Source organism: uncultured Roseibium sp., from assembly GCF_947496995.1.
Lineage (GTDB): Bacteria > Pseudomonadota > Alphaproteobacteria > Rhizobiales > Stappiaceae > Roseibium.
On record NZ_CANMFD010000001.1, the window covers coordinates 572,610 to 593,183 of the forward strand.

At 62.2% G+C, this 20,574-nt stretch carries 17 protein-coding genes; 9 read left to right on the top strand and 8 right to left on the bottom strand.

Annotation, left to right across the window (positions count from 1 at the left end; translation table 11 throughout):
* Positions 1–19: 19 nt before the first annotated feature.
* Positions 20–523 carry a DUF302 domain-containing protein gene (locus Q1B40_RS02550; RefSeq protein ID WP_299809530.1) on the top strand — a complete coding sequence of 168 codons (504 nt, stop codon included), beginning with the start codon at positions 20–22 and terminating at the stop codon, positions 521–523.
* 310 nt (positions 524–833) lie between these two features.
* Here Q1B40_RS02550 and Q1B40_RS02555 read toward each other — a convergent pair whose 3' ends face one another.
* Positions 834–1,595, bottom strand: a complete 762-nt coding sequence (locus Q1B40_RS02555; RefSeq protein WP_299809533.1) for an SDR family oxidoreductase — start codon at positions 1,593–1,595, stop codon at positions 834–836.
* 280 nt (positions 1,596–1,875) lie between these two features.
* Between Q1B40_RS02555 and Q1B40_RS02560 the strand changes: the two genes are divergently transcribed.
* From Q1B40_RS02560 to Q1B40_RS02575, 4 genes are all read left to right on the top strand, one after another.
* A complete protein-coding gene (locus Q1B40_RS02560) occupies positions 1,876–2,661 on the top strand; it encodes an ion channel (protein ID WP_299809536.1) in 786 nt (261 codons plus the stop codon).
* 177 nt (positions 2,662–2,838) lie between these two features.
* Positions 2,839–3,705 carry a polyhydroxybutyrate depolymerase gene (locus Q1B40_RS02565; RefSeq protein WP_299809539.1) on the top strand — a complete coding sequence of 289 codons (867 nt, stop codon included), beginning with the start codon at positions 2,839–2,841 and terminating at the stop codon, positions 3,703–3,705.
* A 168-nt stretch (positions 3,706–3,873) separates the two neighbouring features.
* The gene (locus tag Q1B40_RS02570) at positions 3,874–5,154 is read left to right on the top strand and encodes a CaiB/BaiF CoA-transferase family protein (protein WP_299809542.1); all 1,281 of its coding nucleotides are present in this window, start codon (positions 3,874–3,876) and stop codon (positions 5,152–5,154) included.
* Positions 5,151–6,767 carry a thiamine pyrophosphate-binding protein gene (locus Q1B40_RS02575; RefSeq protein ID WP_299809545.1) on the top strand — a complete coding sequence of 539 codons (1,617 nt, stop codon included), beginning with the start codon at positions 5,151–5,153 and terminating at the stop codon, positions 6,765–6,767. Before Q1B40_RS02570 ends, Q1B40_RS02575 begins: the two co-directional genes overlap by 4 nt.
* A 316-nt stretch (positions 6,768–7,083) precedes the next feature.
* Here the strand turns inward: Q1B40_RS02575 and Q1B40_RS02580 are convergent, their stop codons facing one another.
* Positions 7,084–7,848: a DUF3750 domain-containing protein gene (locus tag Q1B40_RS02580; protein WP_299809548.1), complete on the bottom strand. Its 765-nt coding sequence runs from the start codon at positions 7,846–7,848 to the stop codon at positions 7,084–7,086.
* Between the two features lie 533 nt (positions 7,849–8,381).
* On the opposite strand from Q1B40_RS02580, the gene Q1B40_RS02585 reads away from it, so the two are divergent.
* The 4 genes from Q1B40_RS02585 to Q1B40_RS02600 all read left to right on the top strand — a co-directional run bounded on the left by Q1B40_RS02585 (position 8,382) and on the right by Q1B40_RS02600 (position 13,322).
* Positions 8,382–8,981, top strand: a complete 600-nt coding sequence (locus Q1B40_RS02585; RefSeq protein ID WP_299809551.1) for a GNAT family N-acetyltransferase — start codon at positions 8,382–8,384, stop codon at positions 8,979–8,981.
* A 679-nt stretch (positions 8,982–9,660) separates the two neighbouring features.
* A complete protein-coding gene (panC, locus tag Q1B40_RS02590) occupies positions 9,661–10,512 on the top strand; it encodes a pantoate--beta-alanine ligase (RefSeq protein ID WP_299809553.1) in 852 nt (283 codons plus the stop codon).
* 35 nt (positions 10,513–10,547) lie between these two features.
* Positions 10,548–11,357 carry a 3-methyl-2-oxobutanoate hydroxymethyltransferase gene (gene panB, locus Q1B40_RS02595; protein ID WP_068411146.1) on the top strand — a complete coding sequence of 270 codons (810 nt, stop codon included), beginning with the start codon at positions 10,548–10,550 and terminating at the stop codon, positions 11,355–11,357.
* A 906-nt stretch (positions 11,358–12,263) separates the two neighbouring features.
* Positions 12,264–13,322, top strand: a complete 1,059-nt coding sequence (locus tag Q1B40_RS02600; RefSeq protein WP_299809559.1) for a bifunctional transcriptional activator/DNA repair enzyme AdaA — start codon at positions 12,264–12,266, stop codon at positions 13,320–13,322.
* A 299-nt stretch (positions 13,323–13,621) separates the two neighbouring features.
* On the opposite strand, the gene Q1B40_RS02605 is transcribed toward Q1B40_RS02600, so the two are convergent.
* From Q1B40_RS02605 to Q1B40_RS02630, 6 genes are all read right to left on the bottom strand, one after another.
* Positions 13,622–14,476, bottom strand: coding sequence for a fumarylacetoacetate hydrolase family protein (locus Q1B40_RS02605; protein WP_299809562.1), 855 nt, complete (start codon positions 14,474–14,476; stop codon positions 13,622–13,624).
* Positions 14,477–14,635: 159 nt separating this feature from the next.
* Positions 14,636–15,580 (bottom strand): ABC transporter substrate-binding protein, encoded by a 945-nt coding sequence (locus Q1B40_RS02610; protein ID WP_299809565.1) that lies wholly within the window; start codon positions 15,578–15,580, stop codon positions 14,636–14,638.
* Positions 15,581–15,656: 76 nt separating this feature from the next.
* A complete protein-coding gene (locus tag Q1B40_RS02615) occupies positions 15,657–16,661 on the bottom strand; it encodes an ABC transporter permease (RefSeq protein WP_299809568.1) in 1,005 nt (334 codons plus the stop codon).
* Positions 16,658–18,184 carry a sugar ABC transporter ATP-binding protein gene (locus tag Q1B40_RS02620; RefSeq protein ID WP_299809571.1) on the bottom strand — a complete coding sequence of 509 codons (1,527 nt, stop codon included), beginning with the start codon at positions 18,182–18,184 and terminating at the stop codon, positions 16,658–16,660. Before Q1B40_RS02620 ends, Q1B40_RS02615 begins: the two co-directional genes overlap by 4 nt.
* A 35-nt stretch (positions 18,185–18,219) precedes the next feature.
* On the bottom strand, positions 18,220–18,975 hold the full coding sequence (locus tag Q1B40_RS02625) for an SDR family oxidoreductase (protein ID WP_208987327.1): 756 nt from the start codon (positions 18,973–18,975) through the stop codon (positions 18,220–18,222).
* 44 nt (positions 18,976–19,019) lie between these two features.
* On the bottom strand, positions 19,020–20,546 hold the full coding sequence (locus tag Q1B40_RS02630; RefSeq protein ID WP_299809574.1) for a UxaA family hydrolase: 1,527 nt from the start codon (positions 20,544–20,546) through the stop codon (positions 19,020–19,022).
* Positions 20,547–20,574: the final 28 nt, after the last annotated feature.

Genomic DNA, 20,574 nt, shown 5'->3' on the forward strand with positions numbered 1-20,574 from the left:
AAATGCGGGAGACGAGACAATGCGCGTGTTGAGCTGTTTCATGGTGATGCTGATGCTGGCCCCGGCACTTGTCACTGGACTTTCCACCGGGCCTGCCCGGGCGGACAGTATCGCGCCCCGGGAGGGCTGGCAGGTGATGCCGACCTCCCTTGCCTATGACGAGCTGGTGGAGAAACTGCAGGCCGCCGTCAAGGAAGAGGGCATGATCGTGGTGACCCAGGCCAGCGCCTCGTCCGGCGCGAAAGGACGCGGTCTGACAATCCCGGGCAACCGGGTCGTTGGCGTCTACCGCAACGACTACGCGGTGCGCATGCTGGAGGCCTCGGTTGCCGCCGGCATCGAAGCGCCAATCCGCTTTTACATCAGCGAAGACAGCGGCGGCACCGCGACCCTGTCATGGAAAACCCCGGCTCTGGTGTTCGCGCCCTACATGGACGAGGGTGGTCAGGCGCTTGCCGAACTGGCCGCGGAACTGGACGCTGTCTTCATGAAAATCGCGCAAAAGGCTGTGTCTTCCCGGTAACAGGCCGGGACATGCACGTTTGAAAGGCAGCACCGGCCGGATTTTTAGGCTTGTTAAACCGGTAGAACCACCTCACATTATTCAGGTCATCAACAACTGAAAGGAGGTGTGCCCATGTCTAATGAGTATCCGAACGTGGCCCATGTGTCTGGGCGGACTGGAACGATGTTGGAGCAGCCTCTGGCATTGAACGGTTTCGTCGGGATCTGATCCGGACCTCGTGTCACGTCGATCTCATGGGAGGGCCGCAATTGCGGCCCTCTTTTGATTCCGGCGGCGGTTATATGCTCGTCGGCAATTCCGGAAGCTCTCAGACCAGTCCGACCGCCTTGCGCACATCTTCGTCGCGCAGGGAACAGTCGACACCGCGATAGGCGTCGCCCGCGTCGGTGCACAGCCAGCAGATGGTTTCGCCCACCCATTCGGCGGGAATGTGGACCGAAGGATCGAGCTGGCTGACCGGATTGACGCCCGAGGCCTTGATATCGACCTGCATCTGGGTGGCGACCGTTCCGGGGCTGAGGCCGACGACGCGCAGACCCCTGTCGGCGAATTCCTTGTCGCCGCAGCGCGTCAGCGCCAGGGCAGCCGCCTTTGACGAGCAATAGTGGCTCCAGCCCTCCAGCGCCCCGGCCGCGGCGCCGGAACTGATGTTGACGATGGTGCCCGAGCCTTTTTCCAGCATATGCGGAGCCACGGCGCGGATGCCGTGATAGACGCCCTTCACGTTGATATCGATGACCTTGTCCCAGGCGTCCGGATCGGAGGTTTCGATCCGGCTGATCGGTTCGATCACCCCGGCATTGTTCACCAGAATGTCGATGCCGCCAAAGGTATCGACGCAAAACTGAACGGCCCCCGCCACCGCGCCGTAATCGGCCACATCGCATGTGACGGCTGCGGCCTCGCCGCCACCGGCGCAGATCTCCCGGGCAATCCGGTCGATGTCATCGCCGGAGCGGGCGGCCAGAACCACCCTGGCTCCGTATTTAGCAAGGCTGCGCGCGGCGGCCTCGCCAATCCCGCGGCTCGCGCCGGTCACCAGCGCAACTTGTCCCGACAAATCGAACATGTAACTTTCCTGTCTTTCGGCCCCACCGGCCAATGGTTTTCAACATAATCCCTATTAGGGCGTAAACTCATAAATGAAGATGACATGCCATTTCGTCTTCGTTTATGAATTTACGCCTTAGGTCAGTCCGGCGCTGGAATAAACAACCCGTTTGCAGGAGGGTCATGCGGCATCTGCACGAATGTCCCCATGAGCCGCGCAACACGCGGATTGACTTTTGGCCCCGCCTCTTGTCCGTTGCCTCTTCTGGCGGATGCGAACACATGAGGAAGCGGTGCCGATGGCGGAAGCAATGTCCGGTTTGAGAACCTTTCTGCGCCAGCTTTATTACGGGCACTCCACGAAGGCGCAGATCTTCCGTTACGCGCTGCTGGCCTTCGACCTGATCACCATCGGCTATTTCATCGTTTCCTCGGTGATCGATCCCTACCGGATTCATCACGAACTGGATTATTCCATAGCAGTCGTGCTGACCCTGGACTTCACCGCCCGGCTGATCGCGTCGGCAAGGCCCGGGCGCTATATCATCAGCTTTACTTCCTTCGCGGATGTGGTGGTGATCATGTCCCTGGTCGCACCGGCCTTCCTTGAAAACTTCGCTTTCCTGCGCGTTGTCCGCATGCTGCGGCTGATGCGCTCCTATCACCTGCTGAAAGAGTTGCGCTCGTCGTCGAAATGGTTCCGCAGCAACGAGGAGATCCTGCAGTCGACGGTGAACCTTGCGGTGTTCATTTTTGTCGTCACCGCGCTTGTCTTCGTGGTGGAGGACGACCGCAATCCGAACATCAACAATTATCTCGACGCGCTCTATTTCACCGTCACGACCCTGACCACCACCGGGTTCGGCGACATCACCATGACCGACAGCGTCGGCCGCCTGATGACCGTCCTCATCATGATATTCGGCGTCGCCCTGTTCCTGCGCCTGGTGCAGACGATTTTCCGGCCGACGAAGGTCTACGCACCCTGCCCGGATTGCGGGCTTTCCCGTCACGATCCGGACGCGGTTCACTGCAAACATTGCGGCAAGACCATCAATATCCCGACCGAAGGCGCCTGGGACTGATCCTCCCGGACGCGCTCAATCGCCGACTTGTGAACGCAACCATCTGGACAAGTGCCGTCTTGAGGTCATTGTCTATCCGGCGAAGGGTGGCGCGACCCGCACCGCCTCACGCCTGATCCGATCAGACCTGTTTCCCTGATCCTATCAGTCCTGTTTCAATGAGCGCTGGAGACGATTTTGGTCCCGAAATTTCTTCACCCGATCGCCTGCGCGGCCTTTCTGGCTGCCGGATTGGCGTCGCCCGCCGCGCTGTCTGCTGCCCTGTCGGCGGACGGCGAAACATGCGGCGAGGAAACGCCCTGTGAGCTTGAAAACGGAGAATACTTCATTCACCTGCCGCAGACGCTGGCGGAGATCCGCAAGAGCGGCGAGCCGCTTGGCGCCATCTTTTATCTCCACGGCCATCGCGGCAAGGCCCTGAACGCCGTCCGCAACAAGGGCTTCCAGCGCATGGCGGATGAGCTCGGAGTGGCATTCGTCGCGGTCCAGGGGATCAACGGCACCTGGTCTTTCCCGACGGCCCCGCGCAACCTGCGCGACGAGGCCGTCTTCTTCGACGCGGTGCTTCAGGACCTTTCCGACCGCTTTGGCGTCGACAGGCACCGGACGCTGCTCTCCGGGTTCTCCTCGGGCGGCTTCATGACGTGGTATCTGGCCTGCGCGGATTCCGGCCGGTTTGCCGGATATGCCCCGATAGCCGGCGCTTTCTGGGAGCCTCTGCCGCGCGATTGCCCCACCGAAGCGCCCTATCTGTTTCACGTTCACGGCACGGCCGACACCGTGGTGCCCCTGGAAGGGCGCTGGCTCGGCGGCGGCAAATGGAAACAGGGCGATGTATCCCAGAGCTTCGATGTCTGGCGCCGCCAGAGCGGCCTCTCCGGCACCGCGCCGCAGACCGAAACGGACGGCAATCTGAAGTGCGAACGCTGGCAGCCGGTCACCGGCGTTCTGGAACTCTGCCTCCACGACGGCGGTCACAGTGTGCAGGCCGGATGGATCCGGCGGGCCTGGGAACATCTCGCCGAGATGAAAGGCTGGTCCTGACCGCACCCATCCACTGCGCCGCCCCGGCCTTGATGCGATGCGGCGGTCTGTGTCTCTGACAGGAATGTGAGCCGTGTTGTAGTCACCCGCGATAAGGTGGAGTTGACGCGGGCGGTTGCCGTGTGGCCTTTACGAGAACGTCCCTGAACCCGTGACCCAAGGTGGCCATTGTCAAAACTTTCCTCCGCGCCCGGCGCGCTCTCCGGTCTTGTCGTCCTCGATCTGTCGCGCATTCTGGCCGGGCCGACCTGCACCCAGATCCTCGGCGATCTCGGGGCTGAAGTTCTCAAGGTCGAACGGCCGGGCCGTGGCGACGATACCCGTGGCTGGGGGCCTCCGTTTCTGAAGGACGGAGAGGGCAAGGAGACGGCGGAAAGCGCCTATTACCTTTCCTCCAACCGCAACAAGGCCTCTCTCGCCATCGATCTGGCGACGCCGGAAGGTCAGAAGCTGATCGCGGATCTTGCCGAAAAGGCAGATATCCTGGTGGAGAATTTCAAGGTTGGCGACCTGAAGCGGCGCGGGCTGGATTACGAGAAGCTGAAGGCGCGCAATCCGAAGCTGATCTACTGCTCGATTTCCGGCTTCGGTCAAACCGGCCCTTACGCGCAGCGCGCCGGATATGACTTTATCGCGCAGGGCATGGGCGGCATCATGTCCCTCACCGGTTTCCCGGACGAGGAAGGCGGCACGGAGACCAAATGCGGCACCGGTATCGCCGATGTCATGTGCGGCATGTATGCGGCCGTCTCCATCCTGGCGGCGCTCAATCACCGCAACAGCACCGGCGAAGGCCAGTCCATCGACATCTCGCTTCTGGATGCCCAGGTCTCCTGGCTGATCAACCAGGGGGTCGCCTATCTGATTTCCGGAGACGTGCCCGGCCGGATCGGCAACGGCCATCCGGCAATCGTGCCCTATGAGACTTTCCCGGCCGCCGACAGGTCCTTCATTCTGGCCGTCGGCAACGATACGCAATTTGCAAAGTTCTGCACAATCGCCGGCGCCCCCGAACTGGCGGCCGATCCGCTCTATGCCCGCAACGCCGACCGGGTGCGCAACCGCAAGCAGCTCATTCCGCTGATCCGCCGCCTGACCATCGAAAAGACCGCCGCAGAGTGGATTTCCCTTCTGGAGACCGCAGGCGTGCCCTGCGGGCCGGTGAACGATCTTGCCGGCGTTTTCGCCGATCCGCAGGTGCTTGCACGGCAGATGCGCATCACCTTGCCGCATCCCCTCAGCGGCGAGGTGGACCTGATCGGCTCCCCCATCAATCTTGAAAAGACACCGGTCACCTACAGGAGCGCACCGCCGGTTCTGGGGGCGGACACGGCAAACGTGCTGAGCGGTCTTCTCGGACTGGACGAAGCGGCACTGTCCGCGCTGGCCGAAAAAGGCATTGTCGATCTCGGCGCGTCCGCCGGGCAAAAAGGAAACGCAGCGAAATGACCACAGGCGCCGATATCATTGCGGGCAAGCTTTTTGCCGCCGGCTGCCGCCATGCCTTCGGCATTCCCGGCGGCGAGGTTCTGGCGCTGATGCAGGCGCTCGATCAGGCCGGCCTCGAATTCGTACTGGTGAAACACGAAAATGCCGGCGGCTTCATGGCCGAGGGCGGCTGGCATGCGAACGGCGCGCCCGGCGTTCTGCTGGCAACGCTGGGGCCGGGCGCGGCTAACGCCGTCAATGTGGTCGCAAATGCCTGGCAGGACCGTGTGCCGTTGATCTTCCTGACCGGCTGTGTCGACCACGGCGAAGCCGAAAGCTACACCCATCAGGTGTTCGATCACCAACAGCTGCTGCGCCCCATCGTCAAGGCGAGCTTTTCCGCCCGCTCCGGCGCGCTCGACGTCATGATGGAAAAAGCGCTCGCCATCGCCCTCGACGGTCAGCCGGGCCCGGTCCATATCGACGTTCCCATCAAGGTCGCCGAAACGGAAACGACCGAAGCCTGGTCGAAGACCTTCCGCTCCGGCCCCGCCGCGCTGGCCCCGGCCGCCGGGCCGGATCTTGAAACCGCGCTGGAGCTCTTCGCCAAGGCAGAACGGCCGATCGCGATTGCCGGTGTCGATGCGGTGAATGAAAACGCCTCGGCCGCCATTTCCGATTTCTGCCGGACATTCCAGGTGCCGCTGGTCACCAGCTACAAGGGCAAGGGCCTTCTGGACGAGGCCAATCCGCTGGCGCTGGGCGGTGCCGGGCTCTCCCCGAAAGCAGACAACCACCTGCTGCCGCTGATCAACCGCAGCGACTGCATTCTGCTTCTGGGCTACGACCCCATCGAAATGCGCATCAACTGGCGGGGGCCCTGGGCGGTGGACGCCCCGGTGGTCGATGTGACCCCGGTTCTGCGCACCCACGGCATGCACGCCGTCTCGGCCACCCTGCGCAGCGCCGTCACCCCGGCACTTGAACACCTCGGCAAGGCGAGGGCTGCGGACAAGCCCTCATGGCCGGACGGGGAACCGGCCCGGATCAGGGCGGATCTCGAAAAGGCCTTCGCGCCGGAGCCGACAGGCTGGGGGCCGGGAACGGTCTTCCACACGCTGCGCGACACCCTGCCTGCCGACACGGTCGCCACCGCCGACAGCGGCGCGCACCGCATCCTCGTCAGCCAGATCTGGCGCTGTCCCAACCCGCGCGGCATGCTGCAATCCTCGGCGCTCTGCACCATGGGCTGCGCCGTGCCGCTGGCCATGGGCCACCGGCTTGTCGAGGGCCGCTCTCCCGTCATCGCCTTCGTCGGCGACGCGGGCCTGGAAATGTGCCTCGGCGAACTCTCCACCCTGCGCGACCTGAACCTCCCGGTCATCATCTGCGTGCTGGTCGACACCAGCCTCTCCCTCATCGAACTCAAACAACGCTCCAGCCAGCGCCCCAACGTCGGCGTCGATTTCGGCGAGACCGATTTCCCGGCGGTTGCCAAAGCCTATGGCGGTCACGGGGTGTGGATCGAAAATGCGACGGACCTGAAAGCGGAAGCCGAAGCGGCCTTGAGCCGCGACGGGTTTACGTTGCTGGCCTGCCGGATTGAACGGCGGGCGTATGATGGGGCGTTTTGAGGGGGCGTAGTTGAAGCGGACCATCACCGAAGACGGCTCTGACTGCTGAAAAATCTCTGTTCGCCCTCCCGGACGGTCTGCAGCGCAACTGCATGGCCAGATCCGGGACCCAGCGTGTCAGTGCGGGCGATAGCGAACCCTTTACCCATAATCTATTGAGTTATTTAGGTTTTGTCGCGCCTTCGGCGCGGCTGATGTGCTGGGTTCCGGGTCGGCGTGCAGCGTCGCTGCACTTGCCCGGAATGACCGCTGATGGGATCGTCAAAAAACCGAGGCGGGCCGAAGGTGGCGATCCCCGTCTGCGAGTACTTGCAAATCACGCCTCGGGCGAGCGATCCGGCGAAAACCCGACGCGTCCGACCATCGGAAGCTTCAGTGAAAAATCATTCAGGTCGATGCCGTAAGTCAGGCCCAGGAGGTTGACCTCAAGTCCCTCTTCCCAGGCGACCAGGATGCCCAGGAGACCTCGAAAAGAGAGTTGGTATCCGGTGCCGCTCGGGGCTTTCGCCCAGAGGCCTGCTTCCAGAAAATCCTTGCCCACAGCGGTCGGGGGCAGGTCCAGCCTGAGTTCGGGCGCGACCCGGCCGAGATGGGCGATGAACGTGTTCGAGTTGGGGCCCGGCCAGACGGTATATTTGTCGTCGTGGTGGTACTGGTTGATGGCTTCCAGCAGTCTCGGAATCGCGGTAGCGGCCTCCCGGCCTCGAAACTCGGCAATCAGTCGCGGCTCCGCGCCGAACCAGCGGCTGTCCGGAGGGCGGCGAGAGGCGGAAACCGCTTTCCCGCCCCGGCGCACCCGCCACCCGGTGACCTCATAAGTGGTGAAGTGCTCCGCCTCCGGCGGCTTGATCGATATCCAGCTGTGCACCCCGAAATACCCCCGCCAGCTGAAGGCCCGGGCGGCATAGACCTGGATGATCGCCTGCCGTTCGGTGCGCGGATCGGGTGCGATCCCGAGCGGCACCCTACTGGCAGTGCTCCAATGCGCGGCTGTCGACTGCACCCCCGAAAGATACGCGGCGAGGCCAAGGCCAAGATTGAGAAGCACGAATCCCGTAACCCAGATCAAGATCCGACGCATTGAGTGTCCCGTGTTCCGTTTCCTGGCGTTGCAGCCTTGAGCCCGTTTCAACGCCTCGCTGATGGCGTCATCTTTCCAACCGGGTGTCTCCAAAGCCAATCACATTCCTGCGACAGGGATTGGTGTCAGCAGCTTTTCGCTGATCGAACAGAAACAGCGCTCCAGCCGGTGACCCAACACCGGAGTCGATTCCGGCGAAACGGACTTCCCGGCGGTGGCGTGCCGGATCGCGCAGCGGGCGTGTCACGGGGCGTTTTGAGTTGGGACTAGCGATGGCTGCAATCGAGCGGGAAGCGGTTATTCGCTTCGGTGGCTACCAAAGTCGGCTAGGCGCAGATAGTGACATTTGCAAAGTCTTGGAATCTGCCAGCCGGGCGGCGGTCCCATACTGAACGAGCAACGGATGGAGCAGACCTTCGCCGCAGGAGCAGCCAGCAAGCATCATTGAACGGACGGGATGCGGACAACCCTGTCGTTGTTTTCCAGTCTCTGAATGTCTTTACGTGGCCGGTTAGGAGCCATATATCCGCAGAATGAAATTCGATATCGCGCCCGATTTGTTTTTGAAATTCCTCCAGCGGTCAGACGCTGAGGACTTGTTTCGGGTTGTTGATGCCAACCGTGATTTTTTGCGGAGTTGGTTGCCTTGGCTCGACAGAAACTGTTCGCCAGACGATTCTCGGAAGTTTATCGAAAGCATCCATCGCCAGGAAAATGCCGATTTGGGTTTTGCATGTGGGGTTTACTGGAAAGACAGTCTTGTTGGGATGTGCGGTTTTCACGAGATTAACAAGCAAGAACAATCAGTTGTTATTGGGTATTGGCTGTCAGAAGATTGTCAGGGGAACGGCATAATTTCTCGATGCACATCCTTTTTCATCGACTACGCCTTTGACAAGCTGAGCCTTGAAAAAGTTTGGATACCGGTCGCCGAAGGAAATATCCGCAGTCGTAAGGTTTGCGAGAGACTTGGCCTGGTGTCAGAGGGCATATCTCAAAGGGCTGAATGGCTCTATGTCAGATGGGTAAACCACGTTTGCTATGCTATGGATGCGCAACGGTGGCGAGAGATAAGCCAAAACGCCAACAGTCGATCGTCTGGGATGAGGCAGCTTCTTCCTTCAACGCGCTGAGCAGCATCCGTGACTCTAGGCTCCTTTCTGCCATTCGCCGCAAATGGCTCGAATGGCAGCTTGGGGCCGGTGTCTAGCAGGCACTACCAGGGTCAGGATCGGGATGCTGTACCACGGCAAGTCCGCTTCGAGCCTAACGTGGATGTCGATACATCAGTTGGGACAAATCCACGCTCTAGCGGTTGCTGAGGTCCAGAAAACATCGGATGCCTAGACCATCTAACTGCACGTCACCGCCCCGCGCTGAACACTGGTAGGCTCCAAAAGAATTCCAGCCTATGAAGATTGCTGCCAACACCAGAAAAATAACTAACAAGTTGCGCTTGTGATTTGTCGATGAAGTTGGAGTATTTTCAGTCATGATGATTGTCCTTGCGATAAGTTTTCTTGAATTTGTAGGTCGAAAGCATAAAGTTTTTGTTTTCCAGAGCGACACAGTTTTGCGCAATGTTTCGCAATATTTGTTTCGTCCGCTTAGTGGACCTTGGCAGTGACACAAACACCGCAGGCGCGGCGAATGGCCGATTTGACGGTACGCGACGCAGCGCACAGCTTAGCCGATGAATGACAGGAAAGGGCCGCAAGCAGAGATCTCCCCCTAGACCTTCCCCGGCCCCCTCATTATGCTGCACCCGCGAAAAGACCGGTCTGACGACAAACCGGCTGCGGGAGGAACGAAATGAAAATCTGCCCGACAAAGGTGGAGATGCGCGAGACCGTGCGCGCATGGCGGCGCGAGGGCGCGGCGGTTGGTCTGGTTCCGACCATGGGCTACCTGCATGACGGCCACCTCGGCCTCGTGCGCCTGGCCCGCGAAAAGGCGGACCGGGTGGTGGCGAGCATCTTCGTCAATCCGACCCAGTTCGGCCCCAACGAGGACCTTGCGACCTACCCGCGCGACGAGACCCGCGACCTGGCGCTTTTGAAGGCCGAAGGCGTCGATGCGGTTTTCATGCCGAGCGTTGAGGAAATGTACGGCGCGGGCGGCGATACCTTTGTGGAGGTGCCGGGCCTCTCCGCCATTCTGCAGGGCGCCCTGCGGCCGGGACATTTTCGCGGTGTCGCCACGGTGGTGACCAAGCTCTTCAACATCGTCACGCCGGATTTTGCCGTCTTCGGCGAAAAGGACTACCAGCAGCTGACCCTGATCCGCCAGATGGTGCGCGATCTCGACATGCCGCTGGAGATTGTCGGACATCCGACCGTGCGCGAGGCGGACGGTCTCGCCATGTCCTCGCGCAACGTCCGCCTGAGTGCGGAGCACCGCGCGCAGGCGGTTGTCCTCAGCCGGGCGCTGTCCCGGGCGCAGGAGCTGGCGACATCCGCCGTCGATATTGCCGCTCTGAACGCCGCCATCCGGGAAGAGCTTGCCGCCGCGCCGGCGGCCGAGGTCAGGAGTGTCGATATCCGGGATGCCGACACGCTTGCCGAGCTTTCCGGCCGCCTCGACCTGCCGGCCGTTGTGCTGCTCGCTGTCGGCTTCGGCAACGTTCTTCTGATTGACCAGCGGGTCATCTCGCCCGATACCTGAATTCGCCTCTCAAGCCCCCTTCGAAAGGACGCCGCATGAGCACCCAGAAACCCATCCGCCGCACCACGGCCCCGCAGATCACCAGGCGCAAGGGCGGCGACCCGATCGTCTCGCTGACCTCCTACCACGCCCACACGGCGGCCATCGTCGATGAATACGCGGATTTCATCCTCGTCGGCGACAGTCTCGGCATGGTGATGCACGGCATGGAATCGACCGTCGGCGTGTCGCTGGAACTGATGATCATGCACGGCAAGGCGGTGGTGCGCGGCACGAAGAAGGCGCTCGTCGTCGTCGACATGCCCTTCGGTACCTACGAGGAAAGCCCGTCCGAAGCCTTCAGGAACGCCGCGCGCGTCATGAAGGAAACCCAGTGCGGCGCGGTCAAGCTGGAAGGCGGCGTGCGCATGGCCGAAACCATCAACTTCCTGACCGAACGCGGCATTCCCGTCATGGCCCATACCGGCCTCACGCCGCAATCCGTCAACGTCATGGGCGGCTTCCGCACCCAGGGGCGGGACGAGGACACCTGGGCGATGCACGAGGCAGACGCCCGCGCTGTCTCCGATGCGGGGGCCTTCGGCATCGTTCTGGAAGGCATGGTCGAGCCGCTGGCGGCAAGGATCACAAGCCAGATCCCCATCCCGACCATCGGCATCGGCGCCTCTCCCCAGTGCGACGGCCAGATCCTGGTTCTGGAAGACATGCTCGGCCTCAACCCCACCCCGCCGAAATTCGTCAAGGTCTACGGCAACCTCGGCGGCCAGATCGAGGCAGCCGTGAAGGCCTACGCCGAAGAGGTCAAGTCCCGCAGCTTCCCGGGTGAGGATCAGGTGTACAGGTAGGCGAAGGAGGCAAAGACACCTCCGCTTGCTCCCCTCTCCCCCCTTGAGGGGGAGATGTCCGTGAAACGGACAGAGGGGGGTGAAGCGGCGCAGCGTGTTCGGGGAAAACCGTGGTGTGCGGAGAGGCTGTCACCCCCCTCTGTCTCCTGCCGGAGACATCTCCCCCTCAAGGGGGGAGACCGGGTGCCGGCCGCGAGGCTTGTAGTCCATGCAAGGGTCATCGAGGCTGGATAGCAGTGGCCTTGGAGGTTCTTTGTCATCCCGGTTTGACGCGGCAGCGGCAAGACCGGGATCCAGTACTCCAGGCGGGTTTGAATGGGAGCGTAAATTCAGCGGGTTACTGGATCCCTGCCTGCGCAGGGATGACAAGAAACGAAAAGCATTTCCCTTGAAGTGCCGGACGTTGCAGCATCCGGAAACAAACGCCCGATGTTCTGGCCCCCGAAATGACACCTCCGCTTGCTCCTGTCTCCCCCCTTGAGGGGGAGATGTCCGTGAAACGGACAGAGGGGGGTGAAGCGGTGCAGCGTGTTCGGGGGAAATTGTTGTGTGCGGAGAGGCTGTCACCCCCCTCTGTCTCCTGCCGGAGACATCTCCCCCTCAAGGGGGGAGACCGGGTGCCGGCCGCGAGGCTTGTAGTCAATGCAAGGGTCATCGAGGCCGGACGACAGTGGGCTTGGAGATTCTTTGTCATCCCGGTTTGACGCGGCAGCGGCAAGACCGGGATCCAGTACTCCAGGCGGGTTTGAATGGAAGCGTAAATTCAGCGGGTTACTGGATCCCTGCCTGCGCAGGGATGACAAGAAACGAAAAGCATTTCCCGGAACCGCCGGCCCATTGCAGCATTTTGAAATAAACGCCCGATTTCCGGCTGCACTATCCGTCCGCTCAGCTTAATCTCTGGCCATGCTGATGACCCGACCTTCCTTCGATACGCTTTATGAGGCCCTTCTGGCGCGCGATGCGTCCTATGACGGGCGCATGTTCGTCTGTGTTTCCTCCACCGGCATCTTCTGCCGGCTCACCTGTCCGGCGCGCAAGCCCAGGGCGGAAAACTGCAGTTTTCATGAGACGGTAGCCGAATGCATCGAAGCCGGGTTCCGCCCTTGCAAGCGCTGCCGGCCGACAACGCCCGAGGCCAGCGCCGACCCGGTGGTGAAGCCATTGATAGAAGCGCTGGAAAAACGGCCCTCCTATCGCTGGGGCGAGCCGGACCTGGTCCGCATGGGGTTTGAACCTTCCACCGTGCGCCGTGCCTTCAAGCGTCATTTCGGGATGACCTTTCTGGAAATGGCCCGCCAGCGCCGCCTGCAGGAGGGGTTCTCGGCGCTCGCCGGTGGCGGCAAGGTCATCGACGCGCAGATCACCGCGGGCTTCGAGTCCCCAAGCGCCTTCCGGGAAGCCTTCGCGAAAATCCTCGGCCAGCCTCCGGGGGCGTTTTCCGCGCAGCCGCTGCTGTTCGCCGATTGGGTCGCATCGCCGCTCGGGCCGATGATCGCCGTGACCGACAGCACCCAGCTTCACCTGCTGGAATTTCTCGACCGCAAGGCGTTTCCCGCCGAGTTCAGAAAGCTGCAGACCTTCGCGAAAGGCGAAATCGGCTTCGGACGCACGGAAGTAACGGATCAGATCCAGGCCGAGCTCGACCGCTTCTTCGCAGGCCGGGGCGGTACCTTCGAGACGAAACTCGCCCTGCACGGCACGGCTTTCACCCGCGATGTGTGGCGCGAGCTGCTAAGGATCCCCGCCGGCGACATCCGCAGCTACACCGATGTGGCGAAAGCCCTCGGCCGGCCGGAAGCGGTGCGCGCCGTCGCCCGCGCCAATGGCGCCAACCAGATCGCCGTGGTCATTCCCTGCCACCGGGTCATGGGCGCCGACGGCTCCCTGACCGGCTACGGCGGCGGCCTGTGGCGCAAACAGCGCCTGATCGAGATCGAGCAGGGGTATCGCTCCGGGGCGTGACACGGAGCGGCATGCCTCGCGCAAAATACCGTTGTTTGAGCAAGCGGCACTGCGAGTGGGCCCCGGGTCAGGGGTACAACCTCTCCGCGTCATCCCGGGCGCAGCGAAGCGGAGACCCGGGATCGGAGAGCCGAAGCCTGAGGACAGAAACACGAGGCGTTTGTGCCTCGCCGGTCCCGGCTCGCGCTTCGCTTGGCCGGGATGACGAAGGTTGGGGCCGGCCTTTATCCGCAGACGAAAAAAGGGCCGGAAACCGGCCCTTCTCGCGTCATTTGCATGCGTGAAAACGAAAGTCAGCCTTACGCTTTCACGACCTTCTGGGCCTGGCTGCCGAGCTTGTCGATGCCGAGCCGCATGACTTCGCCGCCCTTCAGGTAGACCGGCGGTTTCTGGCCCATGCCGACGCCCGGAGGGGTGCCGGTGGAGATTACGTCGCCGGGCTGCAGGCTCATGAAGCGGCTGAGATAGGAGACGAGGAACGGCACCCGGTAGACCATCGTCTTCGTGGAGCCGTCCTGGTAGCGCTTGCCGTCGACTTCGAGCCACATGCCCAGGGCGTCGTGGTCGCCGACTTCATCGGGCGTCACCAGCCAGGGGCCGGTCGGGCCGAAGGTGTCGCAGCCCTTGCCCTTGTCCCAGGTGCCGGAGCGTTCGATCTGGTATTCGCGCTCGGAGACGTCGTTGACAACGCAGAACCCGGCGACATGGCTCATGGCGTCGGCTTCCTCGATATAGGAGCCGCCCTTGCCGATGACGACGCCGAGCTCGACTTCCCAGTCGGTCTTCACGGAACCGCGCGGAATTTTCACATCGTCATCGGGACCGACGACGGCGGATGTCCACTTGTTGAATACCACCGGTTCCGGCGGAACCTCCATTCCGGCTTCGGCGGCATGGTCGGCGTAATTCAGACCGATGCAGATGAACTTGCCGATGGCGCCGACGCATGGTCCCAGACGCAGATCTTTCTGCGGATCGCCGTCGACGAGCGGCAGGCCGGAAATGTCGAGGCCCTTCAGGCGTTCGATGCTTTCGGGCAGAAGCGCGTCGCCGGCGATATCCGAAACAACCGATGACAGATCGCGAACCCGGTTGTCCGCATCGAGAACGCCCGGCTTTTCCTGTCCGGGAGCGCCAAATCGCAGCAATTTCATGAAATCAGTATCCTTGGTGCTGGAAGCCCGGCCGCACCGGCGGCCGGGTTCGTCGGTTCAAACTGCCTTCATATGGACCGATAGGAAAGCAGAAAAGAGCTTTTGTCCGCAAAGCCTGGAGCATCCCGCGCTTCTGGTCGCGGGATGCTCCGGTCGGGATCAGTCGTAGAGGACAGCGGCGATTTTCGGATCGTCGATGTTGGAGTTGTCGTAGTAGTAGAAACCGGTGTCGATATTCGCCGGAACGTCCTTGCCCTGTGAGGCTTCGAGCGCGGCCTTCACGGTTTCATAGCCGATGCCGACAGGGTTCTGGGTGATGGCGCCGGCCATCACGCCATTGCGGATCGCGTCCTTCTGGGCCTTGCCGCTGTCGTAGCCGATGATGACGATATCGGATTTACCCATCTCGGTAACGCCGTTGACCACACCGAGCGCCGAGCCTTCGTTGGCGCCGAAGATGCCTTTCAGATCCGGGTTGGCGGTCAGGATCGCCTTGGTCAGTTCGGTCGACTTCAGATGGTCGCCGCCGCCGTACTGGACCGTGACCACTTCGATATCCGGGTACTTGGCCTTGATCTGGTTCGCAAATCCGTCGACCCGGTCGATGCCCGTGCGGCTGGTCTGGTCATGGGCGATGATCGCCACCTGACCGGAACCGCCGATCAGCTCGGCCATCTTGTCGGCGGCAAGGGCCGCTGCGGCGACATTGTCGGTGGAGGCGGTGCTCACCGGAATGTCGCTGTCGACACCGCTGTCGAAGGCGATGACCGGAATGCCCTTTTCCTGCGCCTGGCGCAGAAGCGGGATGGCGGCCTGGCTGTCGAGAGCGGCGAAGCCGATTGCCGTCGGGTTCTTGGCGAGTGCGGCGGCGAGCATGTCGATCTGGCGATCGACCATGGTTTCATTGTCCGGCCCCTCGAAGGTGATGGTGACCCCGAGTTCTCCGGCGGCCTGATCCGCGCCGGCCTTGACCGCCTGCCAGAACTGGTGCTGGAAGCCTTTCGAAATCATCGGAATGTAGATTTCCTGGGCGGAAGCGAAATTACCGGAAAGCATGAGTGCAAACGCACTGGCGGCTCCGATGAGGTGACGTCTGTTGAGCATATTCCTCTCCTTTGTCGTGATCGGACTTCGTGTCCGCTTGCCGGGGTGTGGGCACCCTCTTCTTGTTGATGGACCTTCAGGCCTTGCGTCTGCGCACCATATCCGCGTAGACGGCCAGAATGATGATGGCGCCGGTCACCACCGTCTGCCACTCCTGGGCGACGGACAGCACACGCAGGCCATTGGTGAGCACGGCCATGATCAGCGCGCCGATCAGCGTGCCGAGCACGGTTCCCCGTCCGCCGGAAAGCGACGTTCCGCCGATGACAACGGCCGCGATCGCCTCAAGCTCGTAGCCGAGACCGAGCGCCGGCTGGGCCGAGTTCAGGCGCGAGGCGATCAGTATGCCGGCGATGCCGCAGATGCCGCCCGCCAGACTGTAGACCGCCATTTTCCAGAAATCGGTGTTCACCCCGGACAGACGCACGGCTTCCTCGTTCGAGCCGAGCGCGAACGTGTAGCGCCCGAGCACCGTGCGGCCGAGAACATAGGACGCGGCGAGTGCGACGATGAACAGGATCAGCACGCCATTGGGAATTGGCAGCGCGGGAATGACCTCGCCGATGAGCGAGCCGCGTGAGATCTGGTCGAAGCCGGGCGTGTCGTTGAAATAGATCGGCCGCGTGCCGGATATCACCAGCGACAGGCCCTTCAGGATCAGCATCATGCCGAGGGTGGCGATGAAGGGGGGGATCTTCATCTTGGCGACGAAGGTGCCCGAACACAGGCCGCAGAGCGCGCCCGTGCCGATGGCTGCCAGCACGCCGACCGGCAGCGGCATGCCGAGATTGGTCAGCACCACACCGGCGATCACCGCGCAGAAGGTCATCAGCGTTCCGACCGACAGGTCGATGCCGCCGGTGATGATCACCAGCGTTGCCGCCACCGCCAGCACGCCGTTGACCGACGTCGCCTGCAGGATGGCGATCATGTTGGAGGTCTGCATGAAGTTGGGCGAGGCGATCGAAAAGCCGATCAGCAGCAGGACAAGGCTGGCGAAGGCCAGCAGCTTCTGATGCGCGCCCGTGTCGATCATCCGCGCGAACAGGGAGGGGGTGGAGGTCGGATTGACGGCTGTCATTGCTGGTATCCCTCTGGCTGCATGGACGGTGCGCGAAGCGTCGCCAGGTGCATGATGTCTTCTTGCGAGGTCTGCTCGCCGCCCGGCAGAATGCCGGTCAGCCGCCCTTCGCACATGACGGCAATACGGTGGCTGAGCCGCATGACTTCCGGCAGTTCGGAGGAGATCACGATGACGGCCCGGCCTTCCTTCGCCAGGTTCTTCAGGAGCTTGTGGATTTCCGATTTCGCGCCCACGTCAATACCGCGCGTCGGCTCGTCGAAGATCAGGATATCGCAATCGCGGTAGAGCCACTTGGCGATGACGACCTTCTGCTGGTTGCCGCCGGAAAGCAGTCGCACCTCCTGCCTGTCCGACGGGGTGCGAATGTCCAGCTTGCCGATATAGTCCTGCGCCGTGCGCCGCATGTCCTCTTCCTTCAGGACACCGAGGCTGCCGGAGAAACGATCCAGGCTGGCAAGGGCGATATTGGTCCGCACATCCATGCCGGTCGCAAGACCGAAGTGCTTGCGGTCTTCCGACAGATAGCCGATCCCGGCTTTCACCGCGTCTGACGGTTGCGAAATCGCGCAGGGCTTTCCGTGCACGCGGATCTCTCCGCCGTCACGCGGATCCGCTCCGAAGATCGCCCTTGCGACCTCGGTCCGTCCCGCGCCCATCAATCCGGCAAAGCCGAGGATTTCGCCCTTGCGGACAGAAAAGTTGACATCGCGGATCTCGCGGCCCCGGTTCAGGCCGCGCACTTCCAGAACGGTCTCGGCCTGCGACAGGTCCGGTATGTCGGCCGTCTCGTTGGTCACCTCGCGCCCGACCATCATGGAGATGATGCTGGAGACAGGTGTTTCGGCCGCACCCACCGTGCCGACATAGGCACCGTCGCGCATCACGGTTACCCGGTCGGCGATCTGTTTCAGTTCGTCCATCTTGTGGCTGATATAGATGATGCCGACACCGTCGGCCTTCAGCCGCCGGATGATGGTGAAGAGTTCGGCGATCTCCGCGTCGTTCAGGGCGGCCGTCGGCTCGTCCATGATCAGCACGCGGGAACGGTAGGAGAGCGCCTTGGCGATTTCCACCATCTGCTGCCTGGCGATGGTGAGTTCGCCGACGACCGTCTTCGGGTCCAGCTTCAGGTTCATGGACCTGAAGATCTCGACCGCCTGCGCGTTGAGCGCGGTCTCGTCCAGCCGTCCGAATCTGAGACGCGGTTCGCGGCCGATGAAGATGTTCTGCGCGACCGTCAGGTCATTCATCAGGCTGAGTTCCTGATGAATGATGCCGATGCCGAGGTCCTGCGCGGCCCTCGGGCCGTCCAGCTCCGCCGCGCGGCCGTTGACGAGGATCTCGCCGCCGTCCTTGGGGTAGATGCCGGACAGGATCTTCATCAGCGTGGACTTGCCGGCGCCGTTCTCGCCCATCAGGGCATGAACTTCTCCGGCGGCCAGATCGAAGCTGACATTCTTGAGGGCATGAACGCCCGGGAACCGTTTGTCGATCCCCGTCATTCTGACCAGGTCTGTCATCGCGCAGTCCTCCCAAACCGCGACGGAAGTGCCGCCTAAATGGTGACACCCCCATCGACAAGAAGTGCCTGCCCGGACACGAACCGGCTTTCATCGGACAACAGATAGACGACCATCGGGGTCATGTCGTCGACCGTCGCCAGACGGCCCATGGGCTGGCGGGCGATGAAGTTCTTTTCCGCCTCGACAGGATCGGGGGCGGAGGCGATCCGGCCGCGCAGGGACGGCGTGTCGACGGTCCCCGGACACAGCGCGTTGCAGCGGATGCATTCCTGAACGAAGTCGGCGGCAACACCCTTGGTAAGGCCGATGACCGCGGCCTTGGTGGTGCCGTAGAGCGTGCGCACCGGAAAGCCCTTGATGGAGGACGCCATGGACGACATGTTGAGGATCGACGCGGTTCCAGTCGTCTTGGCGCGCTCGCGCATGCCCGGCAGGAAAGCCTGGATCATGCGGTACATGGAGGTGACGTTGAGGTCGAAGCTGAAGGCCCAGTCGTCCTCGGGGATGTCGAGAACCGTGCCGTGATGAACAAAGCCCGCGCAGTTGAACAGACCGTCGAGCTGCGGCAGCTGGTCCGCGAGAGCGATGATCTGGCCGCGATCGCGCACATCCAGCTTGTGGATCTCGATGCCGGGACATTCCTGCGGCAGGGAGGCAAGGGTTGCTTCGTTGATATCGACGGCAATGACCTTGGCGCCTTCCTTCGCGCAGGCGATCGCACTGGCACGGCCGATCCCCTGGCCGGCTGCCGAGACCAATATTGTTTTATCCTTCAAGCGCACTGAAATCCTCCCGAAACCCTGAGCGGGTATGTTCTGTTTTTTGCGGCGTGTTACATCACGGCGCCGATTTGCCAGGGAACGAACTCGACTCCGCCGAAGCCCAGTTGTTCACTCTTGGAATGCTCCCCGGAGGCAACGCTGATGATCTTTTCGAAGATCTCCCGGCCCTTGTTCTCCAGGCTGATGTTCTCGGTGATCACATCGCCGCAGTTGATGTCCATGTCTTCCGACATGCGGCCGTACATCTCGCTGTTGGTGGCCAGCTTGATGCAGGGCGTCGGCATGTAGCCGGAGACCGAACCGCGTCCGGTGGTGAACACGATGATGTTGGCACCGGAGGCGATCTGACCGGTGACGGAGCAGGGGTCGAAGCCTGGACTGTCCATGAAGACAAAGCCCTTCTTGTCGACAGGCTCGCCGAACTTGTAGACGTCCACCAGCGGAGCCGACCCGCCCTTGGCCGCCGCGCCGAGGGATTTTTCCAGGATTGTCGTCAGCCCGCCTCGCTTGTTGCCGGGAGAGGGGTTGTTGTCCATCTCGCCGCCGTTGCGGGCGGTGTAATCCTCCCACCAGCGGACCCGCTCGATGAGTTTCTTGCCCACATCGACGGAAACCGCCCTGCGGGTGAGCAGGTGTTCTGCGCCATAGATTTCCGAGGTTTCGGAAAGGATGGTCGTGCCGCCGTGGCGGACCAGAAGATCGGACGCCATGCCGAGGGCCGGATTGGCGGTGATGCCGGAATAACCGTCCGAGCCGCCGCACTGCATGCCGACGGTGATCTCGGAGATCGGAACCGGCGTGCGTTCGGCCTTGTTGGCGATCTCCGCCAGATCCTTCAGTTCCGCAAGGCCCGCTTCGATGGTCTTGCGGGTGCCGCCTGTCTGCTGGATGGTCATGTATCTGAGATCGCCGCCCGGGCGCATCTTGCGTTCGCCGATCAGGTCGGCGACCTGCATCACTTCGCAGCCGAGGCCGATCAGCAGGATGGCGGCAAAATTGGGGTGCTGGGCATAGCCGGACAGCGTGCGGAAGAGGGTCGCGTAGCCTTCGTCCTTGCCGGACATGCCGCAGCCGGTGCCATGCACGATCGGAACGATGCCGTCGACATTGGGATAGTCCTTCAGCAAGCCGGATTTTTCCGCCGCTTCCGCAATGAACCTGGCAACCGAGCCAGAACAGTTCACCGAAGTGAGAATGCCGATATAGTTGCGGGTGCCGGCCTTGCCGGTCGGGCGCCGGTAGCCGAGAAATGTCCGCTCTTCAGCGATCGGGTCCAGCGGGATACAGGCCTCGCCATGTTGATAGTCCTGGCTGTGGTCGCCCATGCCGAGATTATGAACATGCACATGTTCGCCCGGCTTAATGTCGGCTTTCGCCTGGCCGATGATCTGGCCGTAGCGAATGACGTTCTCTCCGGCGGCAATCGGCAGGCGCGCAATCTTGTGGCCGCGCAGAACCTGTCCGGGAAGCGGTGTGTCCACGAAGGCCGCGTTCGCCCCCGCCTCGATATCCTGAAGCGCGACGACCACGTTGTCGCCGGGGTTGAGAAGGATCGAATTGGCGTAAGTCTGCAACACGTCGGCTCTCCCTGTTCAGCCTGTTGCT

What these genes read in the sequence shown, in the direction of transcription:
- Q1B40_RS02550 (WP_299809530.1), top strand. Translation starts at nt 20, where the DNA reads ATGCGCGTGTTGAGCTGTTTCATGGTGATGCTGATGCTGGCCCCGGCA.
- Q1B40_RS02555 (WP_299809533.1), bottom strand. Translation starts at nt 1,595, where the DNA reads ATGTTCGATTTGTCGGGACAAGTTGCGCTGGTGACCGGCGCGAGCCGC.
- Q1B40_RS02560 (WP_299809536.1), top strand. Translation starts at nt 1,876, where the DNA reads ATGGCGGAAGCAATGTCCGGTTTGAGAACCTTTCTGCGCCAGCTTTAT.
- Q1B40_RS02575 (WP_299809545.1), top strand. Translation starts at nt 5,151, where the DNA reads ATGACCACAGGCGCCGATATCATTGCGGGCAAGCTTTTTGCCGCCGGC.
- Q1B40_RS02580 (WP_299809548.1), bottom strand. Translation starts at nt 7,848, where the DNA reads ATGCGTCGGATCTTGATCTGGGTTACGGGATTCGTGCTTCTCAATCTT.
- Q1B40_RS02585 (WP_299809551.1), top strand. Translation starts at nt 8,382, where the DNA reads ATGAAATTCGATATCGCGCCCGATTTGTTTTTGAAATTCCTCCAGCGG.
- panC (WP_299809553.1), top strand. Translation starts at nt 9,661, where the DNA reads ATGAAAATCTGCCCGACAAAGGTGGAGATGCGCGAGACCGTGCGCGCA.
- panB (WP_068411146.1), top strand. Translation starts at nt 10,548, where the DNA reads ATGAGCACCCAGAAACCCATCCGCCGCACCACGGCCCCGCAGATCACC.
- Q1B40_RS02600 (WP_299809559.1), top strand. Translation starts at nt 12,264, where the DNA reads ATGCTGATGACCCGACCTTCCTTCGATACGCTTTATGAGGCCCTTCTG.
- Q1B40_RS02605 (WP_299809562.1), bottom strand. Translation starts at nt 14,476, where the DNA reads ATGAAATTGCTGCGATTTGGCGCTCCCGGACAGGAAAAGCCGGGCGTT.
- Q1B40_RS02610 (WP_299809565.1), bottom strand. Translation starts at nt 15,580, where the DNA reads ATGCTCAACAGACGTCACCTCATCGGAGCCGCCAGTGCGTTTGCACTC.
- Q1B40_RS02615 (WP_299809568.1), bottom strand. Translation starts at nt 16,661, where the DNA reads ATGACAGCCGTCAATCCGACCTCCACCCCCTCCCTGTTCGCGCGGATG.
- Q1B40_RS02620 (WP_299809571.1), bottom strand. Translation starts at nt 18,184, where the DNA reads ATGACAGACCTGGTCAGAATGACGGGGATCGACAAACGGTTCCCGGGC.